This is a genomic window from Sphingobacterium mizutaii (assembly GCF_900187125.1).
Lineage (GTDB): Bacteria > Bacteroidota > Bacteroidia > Sphingobacteriales > Sphingobacteriaceae > Sphingobacterium > Sphingobacterium mizutaii.
Map to the genome: position 1 here is coordinate 1,411,987 of NZ_LT906468.1, position 20,972 is coordinate 1,432,958.

Annotated in this window: 18 protein-coding genes; 11 read left to right on the plus strand and 7 right to left on the minus strand. The window is 40.4% G+C overall.

Features of this window, described 5'->3' with window-relative positions; all coding sequences use genetic code 11:
- The first annotated feature begins 405 nt into the window (after positions 1-405).
- Positions 406-882, plus strand: coding sequence for a Dabb family protein (locus CKW03_RS06015; RefSeq protein ID WP_093095011.1), 477 nt, complete (start codon positions 406-408; stop codon positions 880-882).
- Positions 883-958: 76 nt separating this feature from the next.
- Here the strand turns inward: CKW03_RS06015 and CKW03_RS06020 are convergent, their stop codons facing one another.
- Entirely contained in the window at positions 959-1,273 is a 315-nt protein-coding gene (locus tag CKW03_RS06020; RefSeq protein ID WP_093095013.1) for a DUF4342 domain-containing protein, read from the minus strand.
- 157 nt (positions 1,274-1,430) lie between these two features.
- Positions 1,431-2,219, minus strand: coding sequence for a sulfite exporter TauE/SafE family protein (locus tag CKW03_RS06025; RefSeq protein WP_093095014.1), 789 nt, complete (start codon positions 2,217-2,219; stop codon positions 1,431-1,433).
- A gap of 159 nt (positions 2,220-2,378) precedes the next feature.
- Here CKW03_RS06025 and CKW03_RS06030 point away from each other — a divergent pair, with 159 nt between their 5' ends.
- The 5 genes from CKW03_RS06030 to CKW03_RS06050 all read left to right on the plus strand — a co-directional run bounded on the left by CKW03_RS06030 (position 2,379) and on the right by CKW03_RS06050 (position 5,793).
- Positions 2,379-2,927, plus strand: coding sequence for a YeeE/YedE family protein (locus CKW03_RS06030; protein ID WP_093095017.1), 549 nt, complete (start codon positions 2,379-2,381; stop codon positions 2,925-2,927).
- A gap of 3 nt (positions 2,928-2,930) precedes the next feature.
- Positions 2,931-3,344 carry a DUF6691 family protein gene (locus CKW03_RS06035; RefSeq protein ID WP_093095019.1) on the plus strand — a complete coding sequence of 138 codons (414 nt, stop codon included), beginning with the start codon at positions 2,931-2,933 and terminating at the stop codon, positions 3,342-3,344.
- A gap of 73 nt (positions 3,345-3,417) precedes the next feature.
- Complete coding sequence (locus CKW03_RS06040; RefSeq protein ID WP_197700983.1) at positions 3,418-3,726, plus strand: rhodanese-like domain-containing protein; 309 nt, start codon at positions 3,418-3,420, stop codon at positions 3,724-3,726.
- A gap of 49 nt (positions 3,727-3,775) precedes the next feature.
- Positions 3,776-5,155 (plus strand): MBL fold metallo-hydrolase, encoded by a 1,380-nt coding sequence (locus tag CKW03_RS06045; protein ID WP_093095022.1) that lies wholly within the window; start codon positions 3,776-3,778, stop codon positions 5,153-5,155.
- Between the two features lie 11 nt (positions 5,156-5,166).
- Positions 5,167-5,793, plus strand: coding sequence for a Crp/Fnr family transcriptional regulator (locus tag CKW03_RS06050; RefSeq protein WP_175486266.1), 627 nt, complete (start codon positions 5,167-5,169; stop codon positions 5,791-5,793).
- 3 nt (positions 5,794-5,796) lie between these two features.
- Here CKW03_RS06050 and CKW03_RS06055 read toward each other — a convergent pair whose 3' ends face one another.
- From CKW03_RS06055 to CKW03_RS06075, 5 genes are all read right to left on the minus strand, one after another.
- Complete coding sequence (locus CKW03_RS06055) at positions 5,797-6,381, minus strand: RNA polymerase sigma factor (RefSeq protein ID WP_093095024.1); 585 nt, start codon at positions 6,379-6,381, stop codon at positions 5,797-5,799.
- Positions 6,382-6,707: 326 nt separating this feature from the next.
- Positions 6,708-7,541 carry a hypothetical protein gene (locus CKW03_RS06060; protein WP_093095025.1) on the minus strand — a complete coding sequence of 278 codons (834 nt, stop codon included), beginning with the start codon at positions 7,539-7,541 and terminating at the stop codon, positions 6,708-6,710.
- Between the two features lie 17 nt (positions 7,542-7,558).
- Positions 7,559-9,256 (minus strand): RagB/SusD family nutrient uptake outer membrane protein, encoded by a 1,698-nt coding sequence (locus CKW03_RS06065; RefSeq protein WP_093095027.1) that lies wholly within the window; start codon positions 9,254-9,256, stop codon positions 7,559-7,561.
- Between the two features lie 8 nt (positions 9,257-9,264).
- Positions 9,265-12,756, minus strand: coding sequence for a TonB-dependent receptor (locus tag CKW03_RS06070; RefSeq protein WP_236736428.1), 3,492 nt, complete (start codon positions 12,754-12,756; stop codon positions 9,265-9,267).
- 175 nt (positions 12,757-12,931) lie between these two features.
- Positions 12,932-14,119: a FecR family protein gene (locus tag CKW03_RS06075; protein ID WP_093095028.1), complete on the minus strand. Its 1,188-nt coding sequence runs from the start codon at positions 14,117-14,119 to the stop codon at positions 12,932-12,934.
- Positions 14,120-14,224: 105 nt separating this feature from the next.
- On the opposite strand from CKW03_RS06075, the gene CKW03_RS06080 reads away from it, so the two are divergent.
- The 5 genes from CKW03_RS06080 (at position 14,225) to CKW03_RS06100 (ending at position 20,967) form a co-directional block, all read left to right on the plus strand.
- A complete protein-coding gene (locus CKW03_RS06080) occupies positions 14,225-14,626 on the plus strand; it encodes a hypothetical protein (RefSeq protein WP_093095030.1) in 402 nt (133 codons plus the stop codon).
- Positions 14,627-14,762: 136 nt separating this feature from the next.
- Complete coding sequence (locus CKW03_RS06085; protein ID WP_093095032.1) at positions 14,763-16,118, plus strand: TolC family protein; 1,356 nt, start codon at positions 14,763-14,765, stop codon at positions 16,116-16,118.
- An 8-nt stretch (positions 16,119-16,126) separates the two neighbouring features.
- The gene (locus CKW03_RS06090) at positions 16,127-19,282 is read left to right on the plus strand and encodes an efflux RND transporter permease subunit (RefSeq protein WP_093095034.1); all 3,156 of its coding nucleotides are present in this window, start codon (positions 16,127-16,129) and stop codon (positions 19,280-19,282) included.
- Positions 19,283-19,285: 3 nt separating this feature from the next.
- A complete protein-coding gene (locus CKW03_RS06095) occupies positions 19,286-20,374 on the plus strand; it encodes an efflux RND transporter periplasmic adaptor subunit (RefSeq protein WP_093095036.1) in 1,089 nt (362 codons plus the stop codon).
- Between the two features lie 17 nt (positions 20,375-20,391).
- Complete coding sequence (locus CKW03_RS06100; protein WP_093095038.1) at positions 20,392-20,967, plus strand: TlpA family protein disulfide reductase; 576 nt, start codon at positions 20,392-20,394, stop codon at positions 20,965-20,967.
- Positions 20,968-20,972 lie beyond the last annotated feature (5 nt).

A 20,972-nucleotide genomic window follows, 5' to 3' on the forward strand; every position in this document is an offset into this window, starting at 1 on the left:
TTAATAATAAATCAATTTAATTGCAGCATAATTTTCCTGCAAATATATAGTTTGAAAAGGAAAATACCCTAGATTTCTTTATTGTCTTTCGGTGAATTAAAGCAAGGAATGTGCCGTATATTCTATTAATAATCAATTTGTTTACACTAAGTATTTTCATTTATGAATATTGAAAAAACATTCAACTATTGTTTAAAATATTTGAATAATTAACACCTATTATTTCTGTCCAGCTCTTCTGTAATAAAACGAAGGAGGTTACTTTTGTAAAATTTTGATTTTGCTGTAGCGTTTCTCTTTCCATTTGTGATGTCTGTGCAATATTTTGATTTTAAGCGCCTCCACAGTCGAATAAAAGGAAAGATTTCTTATATTTATCTACCTACATCAATCTAAATTTTAAACATGAAAAGAAAAAACTTCATCACAACAATTCTAGTCGGAGCAAGTTCAGGAGCGTTATTGAGCTCATGTGCCAATGAGTCTTCTAATGCAAGCAATACTAGCACTGCCGATTCTACTGGGGCAGCAACTGCTCCTGAGGCCGCTGCTCAAACAGAGGAACTTGGAGCCGGGCTTATTGTCCACAATGTGTTCTTTTGGCTAAAAGAGGGGATCACTGCAGAAGAAGAGAAAGATTTTATGAATTTTTTTGAAGAACTAAAGAAAGTTCCTGGACCAAAAGCATTGAGATTTGGAAAACCAGCACCTACCACTCCTCGGGATGTCGTAGACAACTCATTTTCCTACTATTTGTTGGTGACCTTTAATACCATGGACGATATCAATACCTACGAACATCACCAAATTCACCTTGATGCTGTAGATAAATTCAGTAAATATTGGACTAAGGTTCAGGTGAAAGATGCTATTCTGATGTAATCTTTCCGATAAAAATATAAAAGAGGCCGTTGGATTTCCCCAGCGGCCTCTTTCGTTCAGTAAAAAATCTAAGAAATTAGTGTACTTCAATATCCGTACTTTGTGTGTTTTCTTCTGTTTTAGCAGCATCAGTAGGGTCTTTATCTTCTGGCTTATCGCTGCGTTCCACAGTGATTTTGCATTCAGTCAATAAAGCCGCAATAGCGCCTACTGCTGCAAATATTGGAGCTAATACCACTCCGATTACGCCTAAGGTTACTGGAAAGCTCATGATGTCTTTTCCATGTTTATCGGCGATGCTGATCTTCGTTACGTTTCCTTCAGCGATTAAATCCTTGATCCTTTTTAATAAGTTCTCCCCTGTTACTGAGAATGTTTCTTTAATTGACATAGTTGTTCGTTTTTATTTGATATACAATTTGTTGTTAACTTATTTTTGTTAATCAAAGATAAGACTTGTACAACGTTCTCTGTTAAGAGATTAGGTCAATCGATATATATTTTCGGTAACTGCCAATAAATAATCGGTGAATTTTCCAAACCGATACTTACTTGCTGATCTCTTGGATGATGACCACAATCCCCATCAATAGAACAAACCAACCGAAAGCAGGTTTCAATTTTTTTCCATCAATCTTCTGGCTCAATTTGGAGCCGATCAAAATGCCTGTAATTGCAATTCCGGAAAGGGTCAATAGAAAGGTCCAGTTGATTAAATGGAAATCTAATTTTCCGATAAATCCAAAAAGTGAATTGGCCGCTATGATCAATAGGGAAGTACCCACTGCTTTCTTCATGGGCATTTGATTAAAGATAATCAAGGCAGGAATAATTAGGAATCCGCCTCCAGCACCTACTAATCCGCTGATAAATCCTACCGCAGCTCCTTGAAAGACTAATGGTAGAACACTACGTTGACTTATTTTCTTGGATTCATCAACCTGATTCCCTTTTATCATTTTTAATGCTGCAAATAACATCAGGATAGCGAATAGAAGCATGATCCCCATGTTTTTTGTTATTTCAAAGCTGCCGATCTGGAATAAGTGATTAGGAATTGCCTCGATGATGTATAATCGGGTCAGGAAAACCGTAATAATGGAGGGTAAACCAAAATACAGGGCTGTTTGGAAGTCCACCAAATTATTCCTGAAATATGGAACTGCACCCACAGCAGAGGTGGAGCCAACAATGAATAAGGAGTAGGAGGTAGCCAACAATGGGTCTATTTGAAATAAATAAACTAAAACAGGGACGGTTAAAATACTGCCACCACCACCAATCAATCCAAGTGAAATACCTATCCCAATCGACGCTATATATCCTAAAAACTCCATAAATAAATTTTTCTTCCACAAAGTTCCGGGAAAGTTTTTTTGGAGTTAGTTACATTAGTTACATAGCTATGAAGCAGTTTTGCACAGGTATTGAGTAACTTTGGTTACTAAAAGACTTTTTTTAAGACCGTACTTTTGCAGAAAATTTATTTAACGACTATGGATTTATTAATGGGGCCTTGGCCCTGGTACGTCGGCGGCTCACTAGTCGCCCTTATTATGCTGGCTTTAATTTTACTAGGTAGAACTTTTGGATTTTCATCCAATTTCAGAAACATCTGCGCTGTCCTTGGGGCAGGCAATTCCTGTAGCTTTTTTAAATTTGATTGGAGAACACAGATGTGGAACCTGTTGTTCCTGCTAGGTTCCGTGATTGGTGGCTTTCTTGCTGCTCATTTTCTTTCCGACAACCAAATTCCTCAAATTTCCGAACAAACAGTGACAGATTTAAAGGAACTAGGAATTGAAAGTGCAGGAGCAGCTTACTCCCCAACCGAAATCTTCGAAACCATCAACGCGAAAAATATCGCCATCCTTGCAATTGGAGGTTTATTGATCGGTTTCGGAACGAGGTATGCAGGCGGTTGTACTTCCGGACATGCTATCTCGGGCCTCAGTGATCTACAATGGCCATCTTTGATTGCTGTTGTTGGCTTTTTTATCGGTGGACTGGTCATGGTTCATCTATTATTTCCCCTTATTTTTTAAGACATGAAAAAATTAATATTTATATTATTAGGCGTAGCTTTTGGTGTTGTCATGTATAAAGCCGAGGCTGCCTCATGGTTTCGTATCTATGAAATGTTCAGTTTCCAATCTTTTCACATGTATGGATTTATGGCAACTGCCTTATTGATCGGCCTTCCTGCAGTACAATATCTGAAACGAAAGAAAGTAAAGGATGTAAATGGCGATTCGGTATCTATTACACCTAAAGCCAAATCCATTCCTAGGTACCTTATTGGTGGTATTATCTTTGGACTTGGTTGGGCATTGGTAGGTGCATGTCCAGGACCAGTTTTTGTGTTGATCGGTTCAGGTTTGTATAGCATGTTGATCGTGGCTGCTTTCGCTGTTCTAGGGACCTATATATATGGTCTTGTAAGAGAGAAATTGCCTCATTAACAAATTGATGTGTAACAAAAGTAACGGATACTGGTATTTGATTGGCCTAACTTTGTTGTATAAAATTATTGATATGATAAAATTATTAACAGTTCCAGAGTTTAAGGCTCAAATAAAAAATAACGACGTTCAACTACTTGATGTTAGAACAGAAATGGAATACGCATTAGGCAAGATTGATGGCTCTACTTTAATTAATGTACAGTCTTCTGATTTTATGGATCAAGCAAAAAAGTACATTAACTTTCAAAAACCAATCTATATCTATTGCCGTTCTGGAGCACGCTCGCACATGGCGGCCAAGATATTGGAAAACATGGGCGCAAAAGAAATTTTCGATCTACAAGGAGGATTTTTATCTTGGGCGCAAAACAATAAATAAGAAACATTAACTTAACAGAATTATAAATTTAATATTTTAAAAAAATACTATGTTTTTTCAACAAGTTTATGATAAAACCTTAGCTCAAGCCAGTTTCTTTATTGGCTGTCAAGCTAAAAACGAAGCGATTGTAATTGATGCAAAGAGGGATATTGATTCCTATTTGGAAATTGCAAAGCAAAATAACATGAAGATTACGCACATTGCTGAAACACATATTCATGCCGACTTCCTAGCAGGTTCTCGCGAACTGGCTGAAGTAACGGGTGCTAAATTATATCTTTCTGATGAAGGTGGTGAGAATTGGCAATATGAATTCCCTCATGTTGGCCTAAAAGAGGGAGATGTCATCAATGTGGGTAACCTGAGCTTAAAAGTTATGCATACTCCAGGACATACTCCTGAAAGTATCAGCTTCCTGTTGACAGACCATCCTGCATCCGAAGAGCCCGTAATGATCTTCACTGGTGACTTTGTTTTCGTAGGCGATATCGGTAGACCTGACCTTTTAGAAGAGGCGGCGGGTCTGGTTGGTACTAAGGAAATTGGTGCTCAGCAGATGTTTGAATCCTTGAAAAAATTTGCCGCATTACCAGATTACGTTCAGGTATGGCCCGGTCATGGTGCTGGATCTGCCTGTGGTAAAGCTTTAGGTGCTGTACCTAGCAGTACAGTTGGATATGAAAAGATCAGAAACTGGGCTTTCCAATTCGGCGATGACTACGAAGGCTTCAAAAATTACTTGTTGAGCGATCAACCTGAAGCCCCGGTGTACTTTGCCATGATGAAGAAATTGAACAAAGTAGACAGACCTCTTTTGGTTGAAGTGCCAGAGCACCCAACATTATCGGTTGAAGAGGTTGAAAAGATGGATGATATCACCTTAATAGATACCCGTCATAAAACTGAATTTGCTAAAGGTCACTTAAAGGACGCTATCAATATCCAAAACAATAATTCCCTGGCAAACTGGGCAGGATGGATGATTGGCTATGATGAAAACATGGTCATGATAGCAGACGAAGGTAACCAAGAAGAAATTACAAGAAAATTAATGCGTATCGGATTAGATAATATCAAAGGCTTTGTGACTGATTTGGATTCTGCTGAATTGGAAAAAACCAAGCTTGTCGGTGCCGATACTGTGGAAGCAATGAAAGATAATTCAGATACCGTATTGTTGGATGTTCGTGGAATCTCTGAATTCAAAGCTGAACATATACCAGGAGCTGAACATCGCTTTGTTGGTTCTTTTAGAAAGAAATTACCAACCGATATCAAAGATAAAAAGATCATTATTCAATGTCAATCTGGAGACAGAGCTACTATTGCGGCTTCTTACCTAGAAAAAAATGGTTTCAACCAAGTTTATAACTATGCCGGAAGTTTTATAGACTGGAAAAATCAAGGTAAAGAAACAACAAAATAGTATATTTGAGTATGAGTCTAATAGAAAACGCTTATACCGGAATATTAGAACCCGCCTTAATTGAAGAAATTGAGGCGGTTGCTACTTTAAAGACCTTTCAATCTGGCGACATAATTATTGATATCGGTCAATATATCCGTTCTATGCCCTTGCTATTAACAGGAGCAATAAAGATCATGCGTGAGGATGAAAAGGAAGGGGAGTTGTTGCTTTATTATTTAGCAAAAGGTGAAACCTGTACCATGTCCATTGCTTGTTGCCTAGGGAACAAAAAAAGTGAGATCAGGGCACAAGCTGAAATGGAAACCGTAGTCGCCATGATTCCAAACCAATACCTCAACGAATGGCTTGTGAAGTATAGTTCTTGGCGAAGCTTTATTTTAAACAGCTATTCTTCCCGAATGAACGAAATGCTTGGAGCCATCGATAACCTCGCATTCTCCAAAATGGAGGACCGAATCATGAACTATCTCAAAGAAAAAGTGAAACTTACGGAAGACCGAATTCTGACGGTTACCCATCAGGATATTGCTTTAGACCTCAATACCTCCCGTGTAGTGGTCTCCAGGATCCTTAAGAAACTGGAAAATGAAGATAAGATCGTCCTTCTAAGAAATGAAATAAGGGTTTTAGTATAAATACTAACGCTCGAATAAGAATAATAATAGGGACAGGTGATAATAGGAAATGTTTTTGTGTTTGAACACCTTTTTCAACGTCGAAAGAGCTTTAGATCTTGAGAAATAAACATTACTAGCAGTTGTCCCTAATTCCTCGCAAATCTCTGCAGTGTCTTTGCCCTCCAATACCGATAACTGAATGATTTTCCCTTGCTGATTCGGTAATTTCTCAATCTCCTTTACAATCAACTCGATCAATTCCGTATAGATGATCTTGCTCAGGATATTTTCTTCCCCTGATTCTAGGTTTACCAACCATTCCTCATCATGCCGAAGTTGATTTCTCTTTAACTTGAGATGATCCAAACACTCGTTCCTTGTAACAAGGTATAGAAAGGATTTGATACTTTCCTCAGCATGAAAGTTCTCTTTCTTCTCCCATAGCTTACAAAATGCTTCCGAAACGATCTCTCTGGCAATGTCTCTATCCTTGATAATTTTGAACGCATAGAAGTGCAAGGCATGGCTGTATTGATCCATGAAGTAGCATAAAGAAGACTCTTTACCCTGCTGTAAGCCAATGACTTCCTTGTCAAAATTGTTCATCTCGTGATTTGATAGGCAATATTAAAATGGTCATTATAAATTTAATGTTAATTTGACGAATAAAAAAGTTTAAAGCATTTTTTTAAGCAATAAAATAGAAAGAAATTAGCCTAAAACTATTCTTAAGCTCAGTTCGAACCTCCATATTCAAGTACTGCACAATCAAAAAAATACAGTGGGCATCTGAAACTCTATAAAATGATCAAAAAGAAATCGAGATCTGCTTTCGCAAACCTCGATCCCCCAATTATAACAATGACTCCAACAAAACCTTCTCTTTATAATAGTAGACAGACCTTCTGTCTTCTGTCTTATGTCTACTGTCTCTAAATAGCTTTAAAGTTCCAGAACCATGCTGTTCCCCAAGCGCCAACTCCCGGCTCTGGATAGCTCAATACAATTTCCGAATCATTGATGATAAGGATATCATATTCATAAACAGGTGCATTTCCTTCATTAGGCGACTTTCCACAAAGAACCGTAACGCCTTTGGTCGTTAATTTTCCTTTGGCCCAAACCGTTCCATCATCCAATTTCACTTGCTTGCCCATATCAAAAGAAAAACTGCCTACTTCCTGTTGGCCTGTAGATTTCACTTTAGTCAATTTTGCTCCGCGAAGGGAAAAGATCATTTTTGCGCCTTTTCCCTCGCCAGGAGCCTGACCATCTATATCGGCTTCTTTCAAGGTCCACCATGCTGGTCCATTGCTACCCATATAGCCTCCATTACCCCAAACTGAAGGTTTAGTCGTATCCCATACCCAAGTCTTGTCTTTGCCATCGGTCAGCATTCCCCATTCCAATGGAACAGGAAATGATAACTCATCGACAGTCACTTTCAATGACTTGCTGATCTTACTGCCATCAGGGTTCAACCCGGTAAAGATGATTTCATTTTCACCGGTAGAAACTAGCAGAACAGTATCTGTTTTCTTTTGTGTTACGCCCGTTCCATAATCCCATGAGGATAGGACCGGACTGTTATTGTTGACTACCACCTTGTTGCTCTTTTTCCCATTTACGGTCAGAACAGTGGCAGAGATATCCAATTGCTCAGCTCCAATGGCTGATCCCAATTCCATTCGATCTTCTATAGGTTCACAACCCAATAACAAGGCAAATGAAATCGAAAATATGATGATATTGATTAAATTTCTCATTTGTTTAAGTTTATTGATTACCAACCTGGAAACTCATTGCTTGAATCTCCCCAACCTTTATTTTGAACCAAAACGCCTTCTGAAAGCGCAATTTGCGAACTTGGAATTGGCCAAAAACCTCCAGTAGCCTCATAACGTGCTTTATAACCGCCCCCAAATGCTTTCATTTTCGTGTCAATACCTTTGTTTTTGATATCCACACCTTCTTGTTTAGCCAAGGCAGTACCTGCATCATTCCATCGCATCAAGTCAAAATAGCGTAAGCCTTCAAAAGAAAGTTCCCAACGGCGTTCTCTTTTCAGTGCAGCTAATGAATAAGCAACTGGTGTCAATTTTGCCCTTGCTCTTACCCTGTTCAGGTTCGTTGCGGTCTCCGTCAACTCAGCATGCATCAACAATACATCTGCAAATCTGATCAATGCCAAATCCTGTGTATGGGCAAGTTGCATTTCTGATTGTGCAGCATTGGCCAAGATCGCATAGGATGGGAGCAGAGCTCCAGTTTCCTTATCATAGGCGGTAATGGAGATGTATTTCTTCTGCCAAAATCCGGTTTCTTCCATTTGGTTGTCAGCCCCGAAGATATAGGAATCTACATCGGTCGCCATATTGATAATGGATCCTGTACGTCTTACATCGGTTGGTTCTGCCTGTTTCCATTCATTCCATAGGTTACTATTCACTGGTCCTGCTCCCCAACCTTGTCCAAAAGGGAAAGTCCCTGCTAGACCGTTGTTAGAACGCAATCCAAAGTGTAAGTTGTATTGATTGGAATAACCCAAATTATATTGGTCTCCCCAATCCACCAAGGTTCCGAATTTCACTGCAAAAACAGTTTCCTTATGGCCTTCACCTTCATATTTCAGGTTGTTGTCCTGAGCGTATTTATAGTCCAGTTTTGTGAACTCATTGGAATACGGCCAAAGGTTTCTGAAATCACTCACAAGGTCATGACCACTGTTTTTGATACAGTCATCTAACCATTGGATAACTTGCGCCTTGGTCACAGATCCGCCAGATGCTAAAGGAAGATCTGCTTTTTTATAATATCCAGTATAGAAAAGGAAAACCCTAGCCATCAATGCTTCTGCAGCCCATTTGGTCGCATGACCCGAAGGAACTGAATTGTATGGAGTAGCAGGCATCAAACTGATAGCGGTCTTCAAATCCTCTGCAATCAATGCGTAAGTTTCTGCTGCCGGATTCTTCGGGATATTAGTGACTTGGGTACTGGTTACCAAAGGCACCTCACCAAACATCTGGGAGAGCTCGAAATAATACAAAGCCCTTAAAAAATGAACCTCACCAAGAACTTGATTCTTTTGTCCTTCGTTGGTCCAACCTTGAACCTGATCCAATGTTTCCAATGCCGTATTGGCCCTGAAGATTCCTTGGTATCTTGCTGTCCAGAAGGTCAAGAAACGATCGGGTTGGGTATTCATCAGGTGATCTAAACCTTGCATATCGCGGTCGTTCTCACCTCCACCCCCAAAACGGTCGTCTGAAGCCAATTCTGCCATGTAGAAATGCGTATTCGCTACATTCGAAATTGCTGCGCTTAAACTCGAGTAAATCCCTGTAAGCATGGAGTTAGCATCCGATACATTCACCGGAAAATTCGCTGTATTTTTCTTATCGTAACTCTCAGAATCTAGGAACTTTTCACAAGAACTAAGAAATCCTACAGCCATCAATAATAATATCGTCTTTTTCATGATTGCAATTAAAATTTAAGGTTTAAACCAAACATTATAGTTCTAGGCTGCGGATAGAATCCTAAATCAATTCCAGTAACCCATGACTTATCATATCCATAGCCGATTTCTGGGTCCATACCGCTGTATTTGGTGAACGTGTACAGATTCTGTACCGTACCATAAAGACGGATCTGACTGAAAGGCGATTTATTCCAAAGTTTGGAGAAATCATAGCCTACAGTAATGTTTTGGATCTTAACGAAATCTGCATCTTCGATATAGATGTCCGAGATATATTGATTGTTGGTATGGCTACCACTGGTTAATCGAGGCAACTTGTTCGAAGTCCCTTCACCATGCCATCTTTCAAAGATCTCCGTAGTATAGTTCTGTAATGGACTGTCAGCAAATGAACGGTAAGATTTTGCAATCTGATGTCCAAATGAGCCATGAGCAGTTATACCCAAGTCAAATCCCTTGTATCCCAAGCTGATGTTCATACCACCACTAAAGTCAGGATGCGGATTTCCGATCATCATTTTGTCGGCATCAGTGATAGAGCCATCCATGTTGGCATCCACAAAAGCTACGTCTCCTGGTTGTGCTGTAGGTAAAACTCCTTTTCCTGCTGCACGCCATGCGTCAATCTGATCTTGGTTTTGGAAAATTCCATCAGTTTTGAATCCATAGAAATAACCGATTGGGAAACCTACTTGAGCCCGGTACATTTCTTTTGTTCCTTGACTCAGTACATTTTCTTCCCCATGGATAATTCCTTCTGAATTGGCAATCCTTACAACTTCATTCTTGTTATAAGCACCGTTCAAGCCAATGCTATAGCTGAAGTTGTCATTTCTATCTGACCAGTTCAAACCCAGTTCAAAACCTTTGTTAACAATGTCCCCGCCATTGATGAATGGGGCAGAGGTTCCATAGATCGCTAATACGGGCGCCTGAACTAACCAATCCACCGTTGATTTCTTATACCAATCGAAGACAACCGATAATTTGTTGTCTACAAATCTCGAATCAAAACCTACGTTGATCTGCTCGGATGTTTCCCAACTTACGTCCGGATTCGGTAAAATATCAGGATATGCTCCACGAAGCAGCGTATTCATGTTATTACCAAAATAATAACCGTTTTTATTGTTGATAGCAATGGTTGCCAAGTATTGGAATGGCGAAATGCTCGCATTACCATTTTGACCCCAGCTAGCTCTCAATTTAAAGAAGTTGATGCCTTCATTCCCTTGTAGGAAATCTTCATTGCTCAGTACCCAACCCACAGATGCGGAAGGGAAATATCCCCAACGTTTTCCAGGAGCGAAATTAGATGAACCATCAGCCCTTAAGGTCAATGTAGCCATATAGGTCTCATTATAGTTGTAATTGACACGTCCGAAAACCGAAGCAATGGAACCCATTGGCCAATGTACACCGTTCACGGTTGGAATAAATCCATCATAACCTTGACCATTGCTCACCCATGCTTTCTCCCATTGACCCGGAAAGGATGAGTTAGAGGTTGTTACGCTTAAGTCTTCGCCGATACCGCTCTTCTCCATAGATTGACCCGCTACAACATCAAATTGATGACCAGTAATCGGTTCGAAATGGTAGCTTAAAGTGTTCTCTAAAACCCAGTTATAACCTACAGATTGGTTTTGGCTGATATCATCAACCGCATTTTGAACGGTGGTTGATAAGTTATAAACATCTGTATATTGTCTATAGGTGGATGCACTCATTCTATATCCAAAATTCGACTTGAATATCAAATTTTTGATGGGTTGGATTTCCATATAAGCATTGGCAAATAAGCTGTGGCTTTTTGCTTTATTCTGACCTCTACGGAAGACCATTTCTGCCATAGGATTGGAAATAGCACCATCCAAAGCCCATTTATCAGCTACTTTGCTCGGTTGATCATAATAATCTCCATTCTCATTAAATGCAGGCAATAAAGGGTTGCCAACTAGCATGTTATGCACGTCATTCCAATAGATGTTTCCAATACCGATTCCAGACCGGTTGTTGTATCCATAGTTAATGTTCTCTCCAATTTTGATGATATTGAATTCATCATTTTTCAATAGAATATGGTCAGAGTTTAAACGAACTGTATGTCTTTGGAAATCAGGTTGAACAGGTTTTCCAATGATCCCTTCACGGTTGGTGATGGAATAACCCATGGAGAATTTTGACTGTTCATTTCCACCCATTAGGTTCAAGGATGTATTTTGTAAAATGGCATCGTCATTATGGATTTCCTTCATCCAGTTAGTGCCATTCCAAGTTCCATCTTGAATTTGTTGGTATTGTTTAGGAATGAGGTTAGCCCAGTCATAAGGAGCTCCACCTTCATTGAAGCGACGTTCATCTTGAATCGTCATATATTCTTTTGCCGTTAATAAGGAAGGCAATTTATAGGCATTTTGGAAACCTAGGTAGTTATCAATATGCAAGGACATCTTTCCATCCTTACCTTGCTTGGTAGTGACCAAAACAACCCCGTTTGCCGCTCTTGCTCCATAAATAGCCGCAGATGCCGCATCTTTTAATACGTCAATACGCTCGATGTCCGATGGGTTCAACATATTGATATCCCCACCTGCGATTCCATCAATGACATATAAAGGACTGGAATTACCGATGGTTCCCAGACCACGGATCGTAACTTTGAAGCTTTCCCCCGGCATCCCCGAACTTTGGGTAATCTGTACCCCTGGTGATTGACTTTGTAGGGCTTCCAATATGCTAGGCGTGCTTAATTTCTCCAAATCTTCGCCTTTTACCTCAATGGTAGCACCAGTATTTAATTTCTTCTTTTGGGTACCGTATCCAACAACCACAATCTCATCCAGATCGCCTAAATCTTCTTTTAGGATGATGTTGATGTTCTGTTGATTGCCAATGCTAACTTCCGATTTCAAGAAGCCGATATAACTTACGCTTAAGCTGATATTGCTTCCACTGACCTCTAAAGAAAAGTTTCCGTTTGCATCAGTAGACGTTCCATTGCTAGTGCCTGTAACGACTACGGAAGCCCCTTGAATAGGATTCCCGGACTCATCGCTCACTTTTCCGCTGATGCGTCTTTGTTGCGCAGCCCTGTTTTCCACTGCAGAAACTTGCGCTCCTAGCGTTGGATTTTCGGATCGACGTAGAATGATCGTACCATCCACCAATTCCCAGGAAATTGGCTTCCCGGTAAATAGATTGGTCAAGGCCGTTTCAAGTTTTTCATTCTTGATATCTGCATTGATCTTGGTATTTGCAATGTCTTTGCCATTCAAGAAAAATGGAATCCCACTCTGCTTCTGAATGGATTGCATCACTTGAACCAAGGGTGAGTTCTTAGCTTTTATGCTGACATGCTGTGCATAGCTGTTCGCATATACTTGAACTACACTTAGGACAGTCAATAAAAAGGTTAATTTCATGGTCAATACCCAGTGTTTTAATTTAGGTATGGCAGACCTACTGCCATAATCAAATTGTTGTATAAAAATCATATTTTTGTACAATTAGGATTTTAAATGATTAAGGTTTACTATCAGTTTACTGTATTCTTGAGATCCTCATGTATAGCCGAACAATGGTGTGAGAGACCATGTTCGGTTTTTTTTTATGAGGATCACCCTAAATGGGAATGGTGTAATTGTTTGTCTTCATAATTTGTTTAGTTAATTAAATGATGATTAGTTTATAGGTACTTCCTTTTTGTTTCAATTTGAATTTCACGCCACTCTTCTCTATTAACCGAATAACCTCGGCTAAGTTTTTATCCCGACCTATTTCTCCATAGAAATAGGTGGCAGGGATATTTCCTTGATATTCTACCTGTATATCATACCAACGGCTCAAGCCTTTCATCACATCCCGCAACTCGGTTTCATAAAACATGAATTTGTTGTTCTTCCAAGCAATAAAACTCTCTACCTCAACCGCTCTCTTGCTGAGTCCATTGGCTGAATTGATGGCCTGTTGATTTGGTGAAAGACTTATTTTCCCGGAGGCGGAATGTACATTGATGGAACCTTCCACCAAAGTGGAAACGGTTTGGGCATCTTCTGGATATGCCGATACATTGAATTGGGTCCCAGTAACCTCAATGGTCTGTGAACTGCTGATGACCTCAAATGGTACTCGTTTGTCGTTCTTGTTCAGTTTTGCCACTTCAAAATAACCCTCACCTTCCAGTTTTACGGTTCTACGGTTCGGGTCAAAAGCTAATGGATATTCCAATTTGGACATGGAGTTTAACCAAACCTTGCTACCATCAGGTAATTTAATCTGATATTTTCCGCCCTTAGGGACCTGAATGGTCGCCATAATTTTGGTCAGCTCTTTTTTGTTGACTTCAAGGAGGGGCGTTCCATCAGAATATGCCAAATCTTGATCAATCACGATACCATCCTTGTCACTTCGAAGATTGATGGTTCTCCCATCGGATAGCGAAAGCTCCGCCTTATTGGAACCTGGTTGTACCGCAGATAATTCAGCATCAACCTCCGTAATTGTTTGAGAACGATAATTAAGAAATGAATATCCAAGGCCAAACAACAGGATAGCAGCGGCAGCATAATAAATCCAAACTCGTTTTTTAGAACGGATAGGTTTGGGTTCAGCCTTCCTGATTTTTTGCAGGGTGTGGCTTTTGATATCTTCCAGCCATTCTGTATGATCGGTTTGGTTCAGGTTGACCCAAGTCAGAGCATCCTCAAACAATTCATCTTCGATCAGGATCTTTTTAAAGAATTCTTCATGTTCTGGCTTTTCTTTTATCCATTGGTCCAATTGGATACTTTCAAGCGAACTGATATTCCCCTCAATGTATTTTTTGATTAATGCAGCTACTTCTCTGGAAGTTTTCATTTTGTTTATAATGGTCGTTGGAGCTAAAACGAAACATAGGGTCAAACCTTAGTAACTTTTTTAAAATATTTTTTATTTCCTACCAGAAGCCATAACTTTGCGAATATGCTTAACACAACAATCGGGTTCAATCAGCAATTTCCCCTTATCGCTAAGGTCTTAGGGATTGTATTGCTGTTTGTATTGACCTCATGTCCGATTAAGGCATCAATCAAGCAAAATCTGTATCAGGACACCAAAACTGAAAGCAGAAGCAACAAATCAGCGAAACCTGATTCTTGGATTGACTACGAAGCGGTGGATTGTAGCGTTGCAAATGAGCAAATCAAAGCTCATGATCTCGTGGTTAAAGATTTTCAAGTACAGCCAGCTGTAATTGCTTTGTTTAGCCTTGCCTTAATCCTTTTTTCTTTCCTGCCTAGGAAAGAAGTAGAAAATTACCATTGGAATTCCCAAAAGACCAATTCCAATGATCTATTCCTCCAATTCCGTCGTTTAAACTTATAGAATTGCTATCCTGACAGCAGTTTGTCCTGTGGACAAATGTATGTAGGCCTGGAAATGAACTGTCTTGTTCATTCCTAAATTTTCTGTGTAATGGCTCGGCCAAGCCATTTAATCAATTCAAATTTTACTATTTAAGATGGGTTTAAAATTTAAAAGCCTATTGATCCTGTTGGGACTGTTCATCGCTATGGATAGCCATGCACAAAGCCTGCAAGATCTCTGGGATAAAACAAGGAATTATTACAAAGGATTTGAAGTTCAGAAACAACAGATCCTATTGGCAAAACAGGATAGTATTGCCCAACAGATAAAATACAAACCTCAAGTCCAAGCCCAATTCCAACAAGGATTTAGCTCAGTTGAAGGAACCTCTGGTGCCTTTCTGCCGCTTCCCGGAATCATGAATATTTCCGGTCCTAATCAATTGGATGGTGCTTCTTCTACTTTCAATCATTTTCTTTCGGGAAGTATGAACTGGGATTTGATCAACTTCGGAAGAAAAGGACTGGATAAAGATATTTCCAGTACAAAAATTGACTACACTAAATTAAAAGAGCAAGATTTCTCTTATAACGTCCAACAAAAATTGACCAGGCGATATATTGAATTTCTGTTTTTTCAGGTAATGGATGATTGGTACCAAAAGCATAGCGAGCGCTATCAATCCATAGTGGATATTACCAAAGGCTTGGCACGTGCGGGTATTGTTCCTGGTGCAGATACCTTATTGGCGACTTCCTCCTTGAAGAATGTAGAAAGCAATCTGCTTCAAATTCAAGGGAAATTAAATGGTGCTAAGATCTTGTTAAAGGAATTTACCAATGAAGAGGTATTAAGTGCTGGAAACAATAATCCAGAAGCTTTTTTACAATTGATTGGCAGCCAGCAGACCAGTACCCTTGAGCATCCTTTGTTGATGATGAAAAAGAAGGAAGAAGAATCTCTTACGCTCTTGGAGAAAAAACAAGGCAAAGAACTTTTTCCACGCGTGATGTTATTGGGAGGCTTGGCAAATCGCAGTTCAGGTGTTACAGCCAATGGTTATGTCCATGGAAACTATGGCGAAATCTATAATGATTTTGCCAATAACTATTTTGTAGGAGTAGGAGTTACCTGGAATCTACAGGATATGTTTAGATCCAAGTCGGACAAGAAACAATATAATCTAAAACTTCAGAACAATCTATTTGAACAGGAGCTGCTACAGAATGAAATCAATAGCAACCTAAATCAGCTGAATGCCGAGATATCAGCTGCTGCTGATGGTATTAAGGAATCGAATATCAGTAGACAACAGGCAGAAGATGCCTATCAACTCTATAAGGCCCGCTATGAAGGTGGTTTGATAAACCTTTCGGAGTTGTTGCAGGTCCAGGAAATCCTCCTACAAACGGAGCGACAGAACCTGACGGCTTATTTGAATTACTGGAATCTGATGGTTAATAAAAGCTACCAACAAGCAGATTTCAGTCAGTTGTTTACTCATTTTTAAAGAATACTATGAATTTAATACGTTTTGCTTTAAGAAAACCGATCGCCATCATCATGGTCATCTTCGCGATTGCCTATTTTTCATGGCCGGTTATCAAAAAGATTAAAGTCGATATATTCCCGGAGATTGAATCTCCAGCCATGTATATAGCCATGCCTTATGGTGGGCTTTCTCCAGCTTATATGGATGGTTTTATGGCCAATGAATTCCAAAAAGTGTTGCTCTTTGTAAATGGAGTCAAAGAGTTGGATTTCAAGAGTGTACAAGGATTGTCCTTGATGAAATTAACCTTCTATCCTGGAACGGATATGTCCCAAGCATCTGCTGAAATCAGTATGCAGGTTTCTAGGGCCATGGGATTCCTGCCTTCCGGTGCTGTACCGCCAATGGTGGTCCGCTTTGATGGTAGTTCCCTGCCAGTCGGCCAATTGGTTTTCGACTCGGACCAACATACGGTAACAGAGCTTCAAACCATGGCTGTTACGAAAGTACGACCCATGTTTGTGAATATCCCAGGCATTACTGCTCCAGCACCTTTCGGTGGTAATATGCGAAGTTTGGTAGTCAATATTGATCCCCAGAAGATGAAGGCCCATGGCTTGAGTCCCGAGGAGGTGACCTTGGCTGTCACTAAAAACTCCATGCCTTCTCCTGCCGGAAACGTGCGTATCGGGGATAAAAACCTGATGGCACCCATTAACTCCATTTCCAATGGGGTGGAGGAATTTTTACAGACTCCTATTAAGTCCTTGAATGGCAGGACCATTCTCATTGGAGATGTTGCAACCGTCATGGATGCGGCGGATCAAACGGTAGGTTATGCCATTATTAATGGAAAACGTTCGGTATATCTACCTATTATCAAAAAGCCAGATGCATCTACTTTAGATGCGGTTGATAATCTGAAGAAAGCACTGCCTATGCTGGAAAGCCTTCTCCCTGAAGGAGTAAAGATTACTTATGCCTTCGATCAGTCGGTCTATATCTCTAGGTCATTGTCCAATCTGATCTTTGAAGGTGCCTTAGGAGCTTTGTTGACGGGTTTAATGGTATTCCTTTTCCTTCGGGATCCACGAGGTGCACTCATTGTAATTTTGACCATTCCGATCGCTATTATTACGGCGGTAATTACCTTGCATATGTTTGGTCAGAGTATAAATATCATGACCTTGTCGGGCTTGGCGCTTTCCATAGGTATTCTCGTCGATGAAGCCACGGTAACCATTGAGAATATTCACCAGCACATGGAACTCGGAAAGAAAAAGGCCCGAGCCATATTGGATGCCCTGTTGGAAATATCAGCTCCAAAATTGCTGATCTTGCTGAGTATCTTGGCGGTACTGACCCCTGCATTTATGATGGAAGGTATTCCGCGCGATATGTTTATGCCACTTTCCATGGCGGTCGCCTTTGCGATGATCGCTTCCTTTATCTCATCCCAAACCTTCGTACCCATCATGGCCAATTGGATCATGAAGACCAAGAAGCATCACGCAGGGAAATATAAACGGTCCTTTGTCGATAAAGTAGGGGTGAAGTACGTATATAGGCTTCGTTATTATTTTGCAAAGTCAAAATTGATATCCATTCTCTATGTGGTCGTAGCCTTGTTTTTGGTGTTTGGAGCTGTTAATATTCTAGGTACGGATATCATGCCCAAATCAGAAGGTGGGGATTTTCAATTGAGGTTGCGCATGCCTGATGGTACCAGATTGGAAAGAACGGAAGAGACTGTTAAGGCAATGACCAAGAGTTTGGTTGCTGAACTTCCCGAAAACAGCCTGAAGATTTCCTCTTCTTTTGTTGGGATGCACCCATCTGCCAATCCAATCAACCCGATTTTCTTGTTTACCAGTTCAACTGGAGAAGCGGTAATGCAGTTCTCCTTGGATAAGAAAAAACTAGGGATGAAAACAGACGAGTTCAAAGAATTTGTCCGCAGTCATGTCAAGGAGAAATATCCCGAAGCTAGGATCAACTTTGAACCTATTGAGTTGATGGAGAAAATCATTGGTCAGGGTTCAATGACTCCGGTGGAAGTGAAAGTAAGTTCAGCACAATTGAAAAACGCAGAAGCTTTTGCGGAGAAGATCAAAAAAGAATTGACCACCTATCCCTTCTTAAAAGATGTACAGATTGCAGAACCGCTGCATTATCCGACCATCGATATCAAGATTGATCGTAGAAGATTGGCAGAATTTGGCCTAACGGTTCAAGAAGTTTCCAGGAACCTGGCCGCAACCACTTCTTCGACCCGATTTACAGACAAGAACTTGTGGGTAGATCCTAAATCTGGATTGGTTTTCCAAGTGCAGGTCCAGGTACCTGAAAACATGATCCAAACGTTGCAAGATCTAAGGTCCATTCCTGTTAAGGCCGGTTCTTCAACGCCTTTGTTGGAAGACATAGCGACAATAACAGCCAATGAAGTGCCAGCACAGGTAAACCGAAGAGGCCCTAACAGATATGTGAGCATTATTGCAGATGTCCATGAAAAAGACCTTGGTGCTGCCAACAAAGCAGTTAATGAATCCTTGGAAAGGGTGGGTGAAGCCCCTCGCGGTACCCGGATCTGGAAAGAAGGTACCTTAACTTTATTGGAGGACACCTTGTCCGGACTGCTCTCGGGACTGTCCATTGCCATTGTAGTGATTTTCTTTATGATGTCGGCTTATTACCAATCTGTTCGAGTGAGCTTGGTGATCCTATCGGTAGTCCCTGCAGTGATAGCTGGTTCCTCGATTATGATCTGGATCTCTGGAAGTACCTTGAACCTACAATCCTATATGGGTATCATCATGTCCATCGGTGTATCAGTTTCCAATGCTGTCCTCCTGATTAATCAGGCAGAATGGTATAGAAAGAAACTGAACCTGTCTGCCTCGAGGTCTGCTTTATTGGCGGCCAAATCTAGGTTCCGACCTATTTTGATGACCGCATTGGCCATGCTTGCAGGTATGACTCCAATGGCATTGGGAATGGGAGATGGCGGTGAACAGGTGGCGCCATTAGGACAAGCCGTAATCGGAGGCTTGATCAGCTCAACCTTTACCATTTTGTTGATCATCCCATTGATTTTCAGTCTTATCATGAACAAAGCATCTTATGGATCACCATCATTGGATCCGGATGATTCAAATAGCAAATTTTATTTAGAGAAATAAACGATGAAAAAACTTAGCATATTCGGACTTATCTTGTTATTGGCTGGTTGCCAGGCAAACAGCAAGGACACTGATACTAAAAAGGAGAGTCCATCCAATACGAACATATCAGTAAAGGTTACTCAACCCATTGAACAGCAGCCTTCCTATACCTTGAAGCTGCCTGCTGAATTACATCCGTATGAATCTGTGGATGTCTTTGCAAAGATCAAGGGTTTTGTACGCAAGATCAATGTAGATGTTGGTGATCAGGTTAGCAAAGGGCAGATCTTGGCGGTATTGGAAGCTCCTGAAATGGATATACAATCTACAGCCGACCGCGCAAAATCCCAACAATTAAGCGCCAATTTCGAAGTGAGCAAAAGCCGTTTCGATCGCTTGAAAAAAGTGAAGAACCAGAGCTCTGGAGCAGTTTCTGACCTTGAATACGAGCAAGCTTATGGTTCGATGCTGCGCGATAGTGCTGCCTTGGAAGAAAGTAACTTCTCCTACAAGAAGTCAAATCAAATGCGTGAATATCTAGTGGTGAGAGCTCCATTCTCAGGGATCATCACCCAAAGGAATTTCTCCGTTGGAGCTTTGATGGGTGATACGGGAATGCCATTCTTTAAATTGGTAGACAACAACAATCTCAAATTGAAAGTGGTTGTGCCTGAATTACATGCGCAATCAATTTCCGATAGCACTGTGGCAAAGTTTAAGGTATTGAGCAAGCCAGATACGGTTTTTACCGCTCAATTGAAACGCAATGCCTTGGTCATCGATCCGGTATCTAGATCATTGGCCCTGGAGTTTGATGTGCCGAACAAGAGTAGAGCGTTGAATGGTGGAGATTATACCGATGTGCAATTAAACCTGAAAAGGAAAAGGCCAACGGTTTTTGTTCCCCAATCTGCGGTGGTAAATTCGCAGTCCGGAATATTTGTCCTAAAGCTAGTTGAAGGGAACAAGGTGGAACGTGTTCCGGTGGTTCTAGGGCAGGCTCAGGATAAACTGATGGAGGTATTCGGTGATCTACATCCATCCGATCAGATCATAGAAAAAGGTTCAGAAGAAATTAATTCTGGGCAAATAGTTCAAATAATAAAATAATCTAAGCAAATTTAAATATGAAAACGAAGCAAATGATTTTGGGGATCTCTATGTTAGCCCTATTTGCAGTTGGATGTAGCTCGGCAACCAATAAAGAAGGTTCGGCAGATTCTACTGCACAAGTTGATAAAACAGAGGAAGTCCAAGAAGCGAAAATGGTCGGCAAACAAAATGACCTGAAAGCAAGTTTTACAAATATCAATGGCGAGACTGTTGCCTTGAGCGACCTGAAAGGAAAAGTCGTTGTCATGAACTTTTGGGCAACTTGGTGTCCCCCTTGTATTGCAGAAATGCCTTCCCTTCAAAAACTACACGAAGAATTGAAATCTGAAAAGGATATCGTCTTTATGGCCATTGAAGTAGATCAAGATATTGACAAGGCAGCCAAATTTATGGCAAAGAACAAATATACCTTGCCATTGTATACCGTTGGATCAGAACTACCTGAAGAACTAATGTCCAATTCTATTCCAATGACCGTAATCCTTGCCAAAAATGGAGATATCATCGGTAAGCAGGTCGGCATGATGGATTTTAAGTCTGAAAAGCTTAAGCAGGGATTAATCGATCTAACGAAAGAAAACGAAAGATAACATCA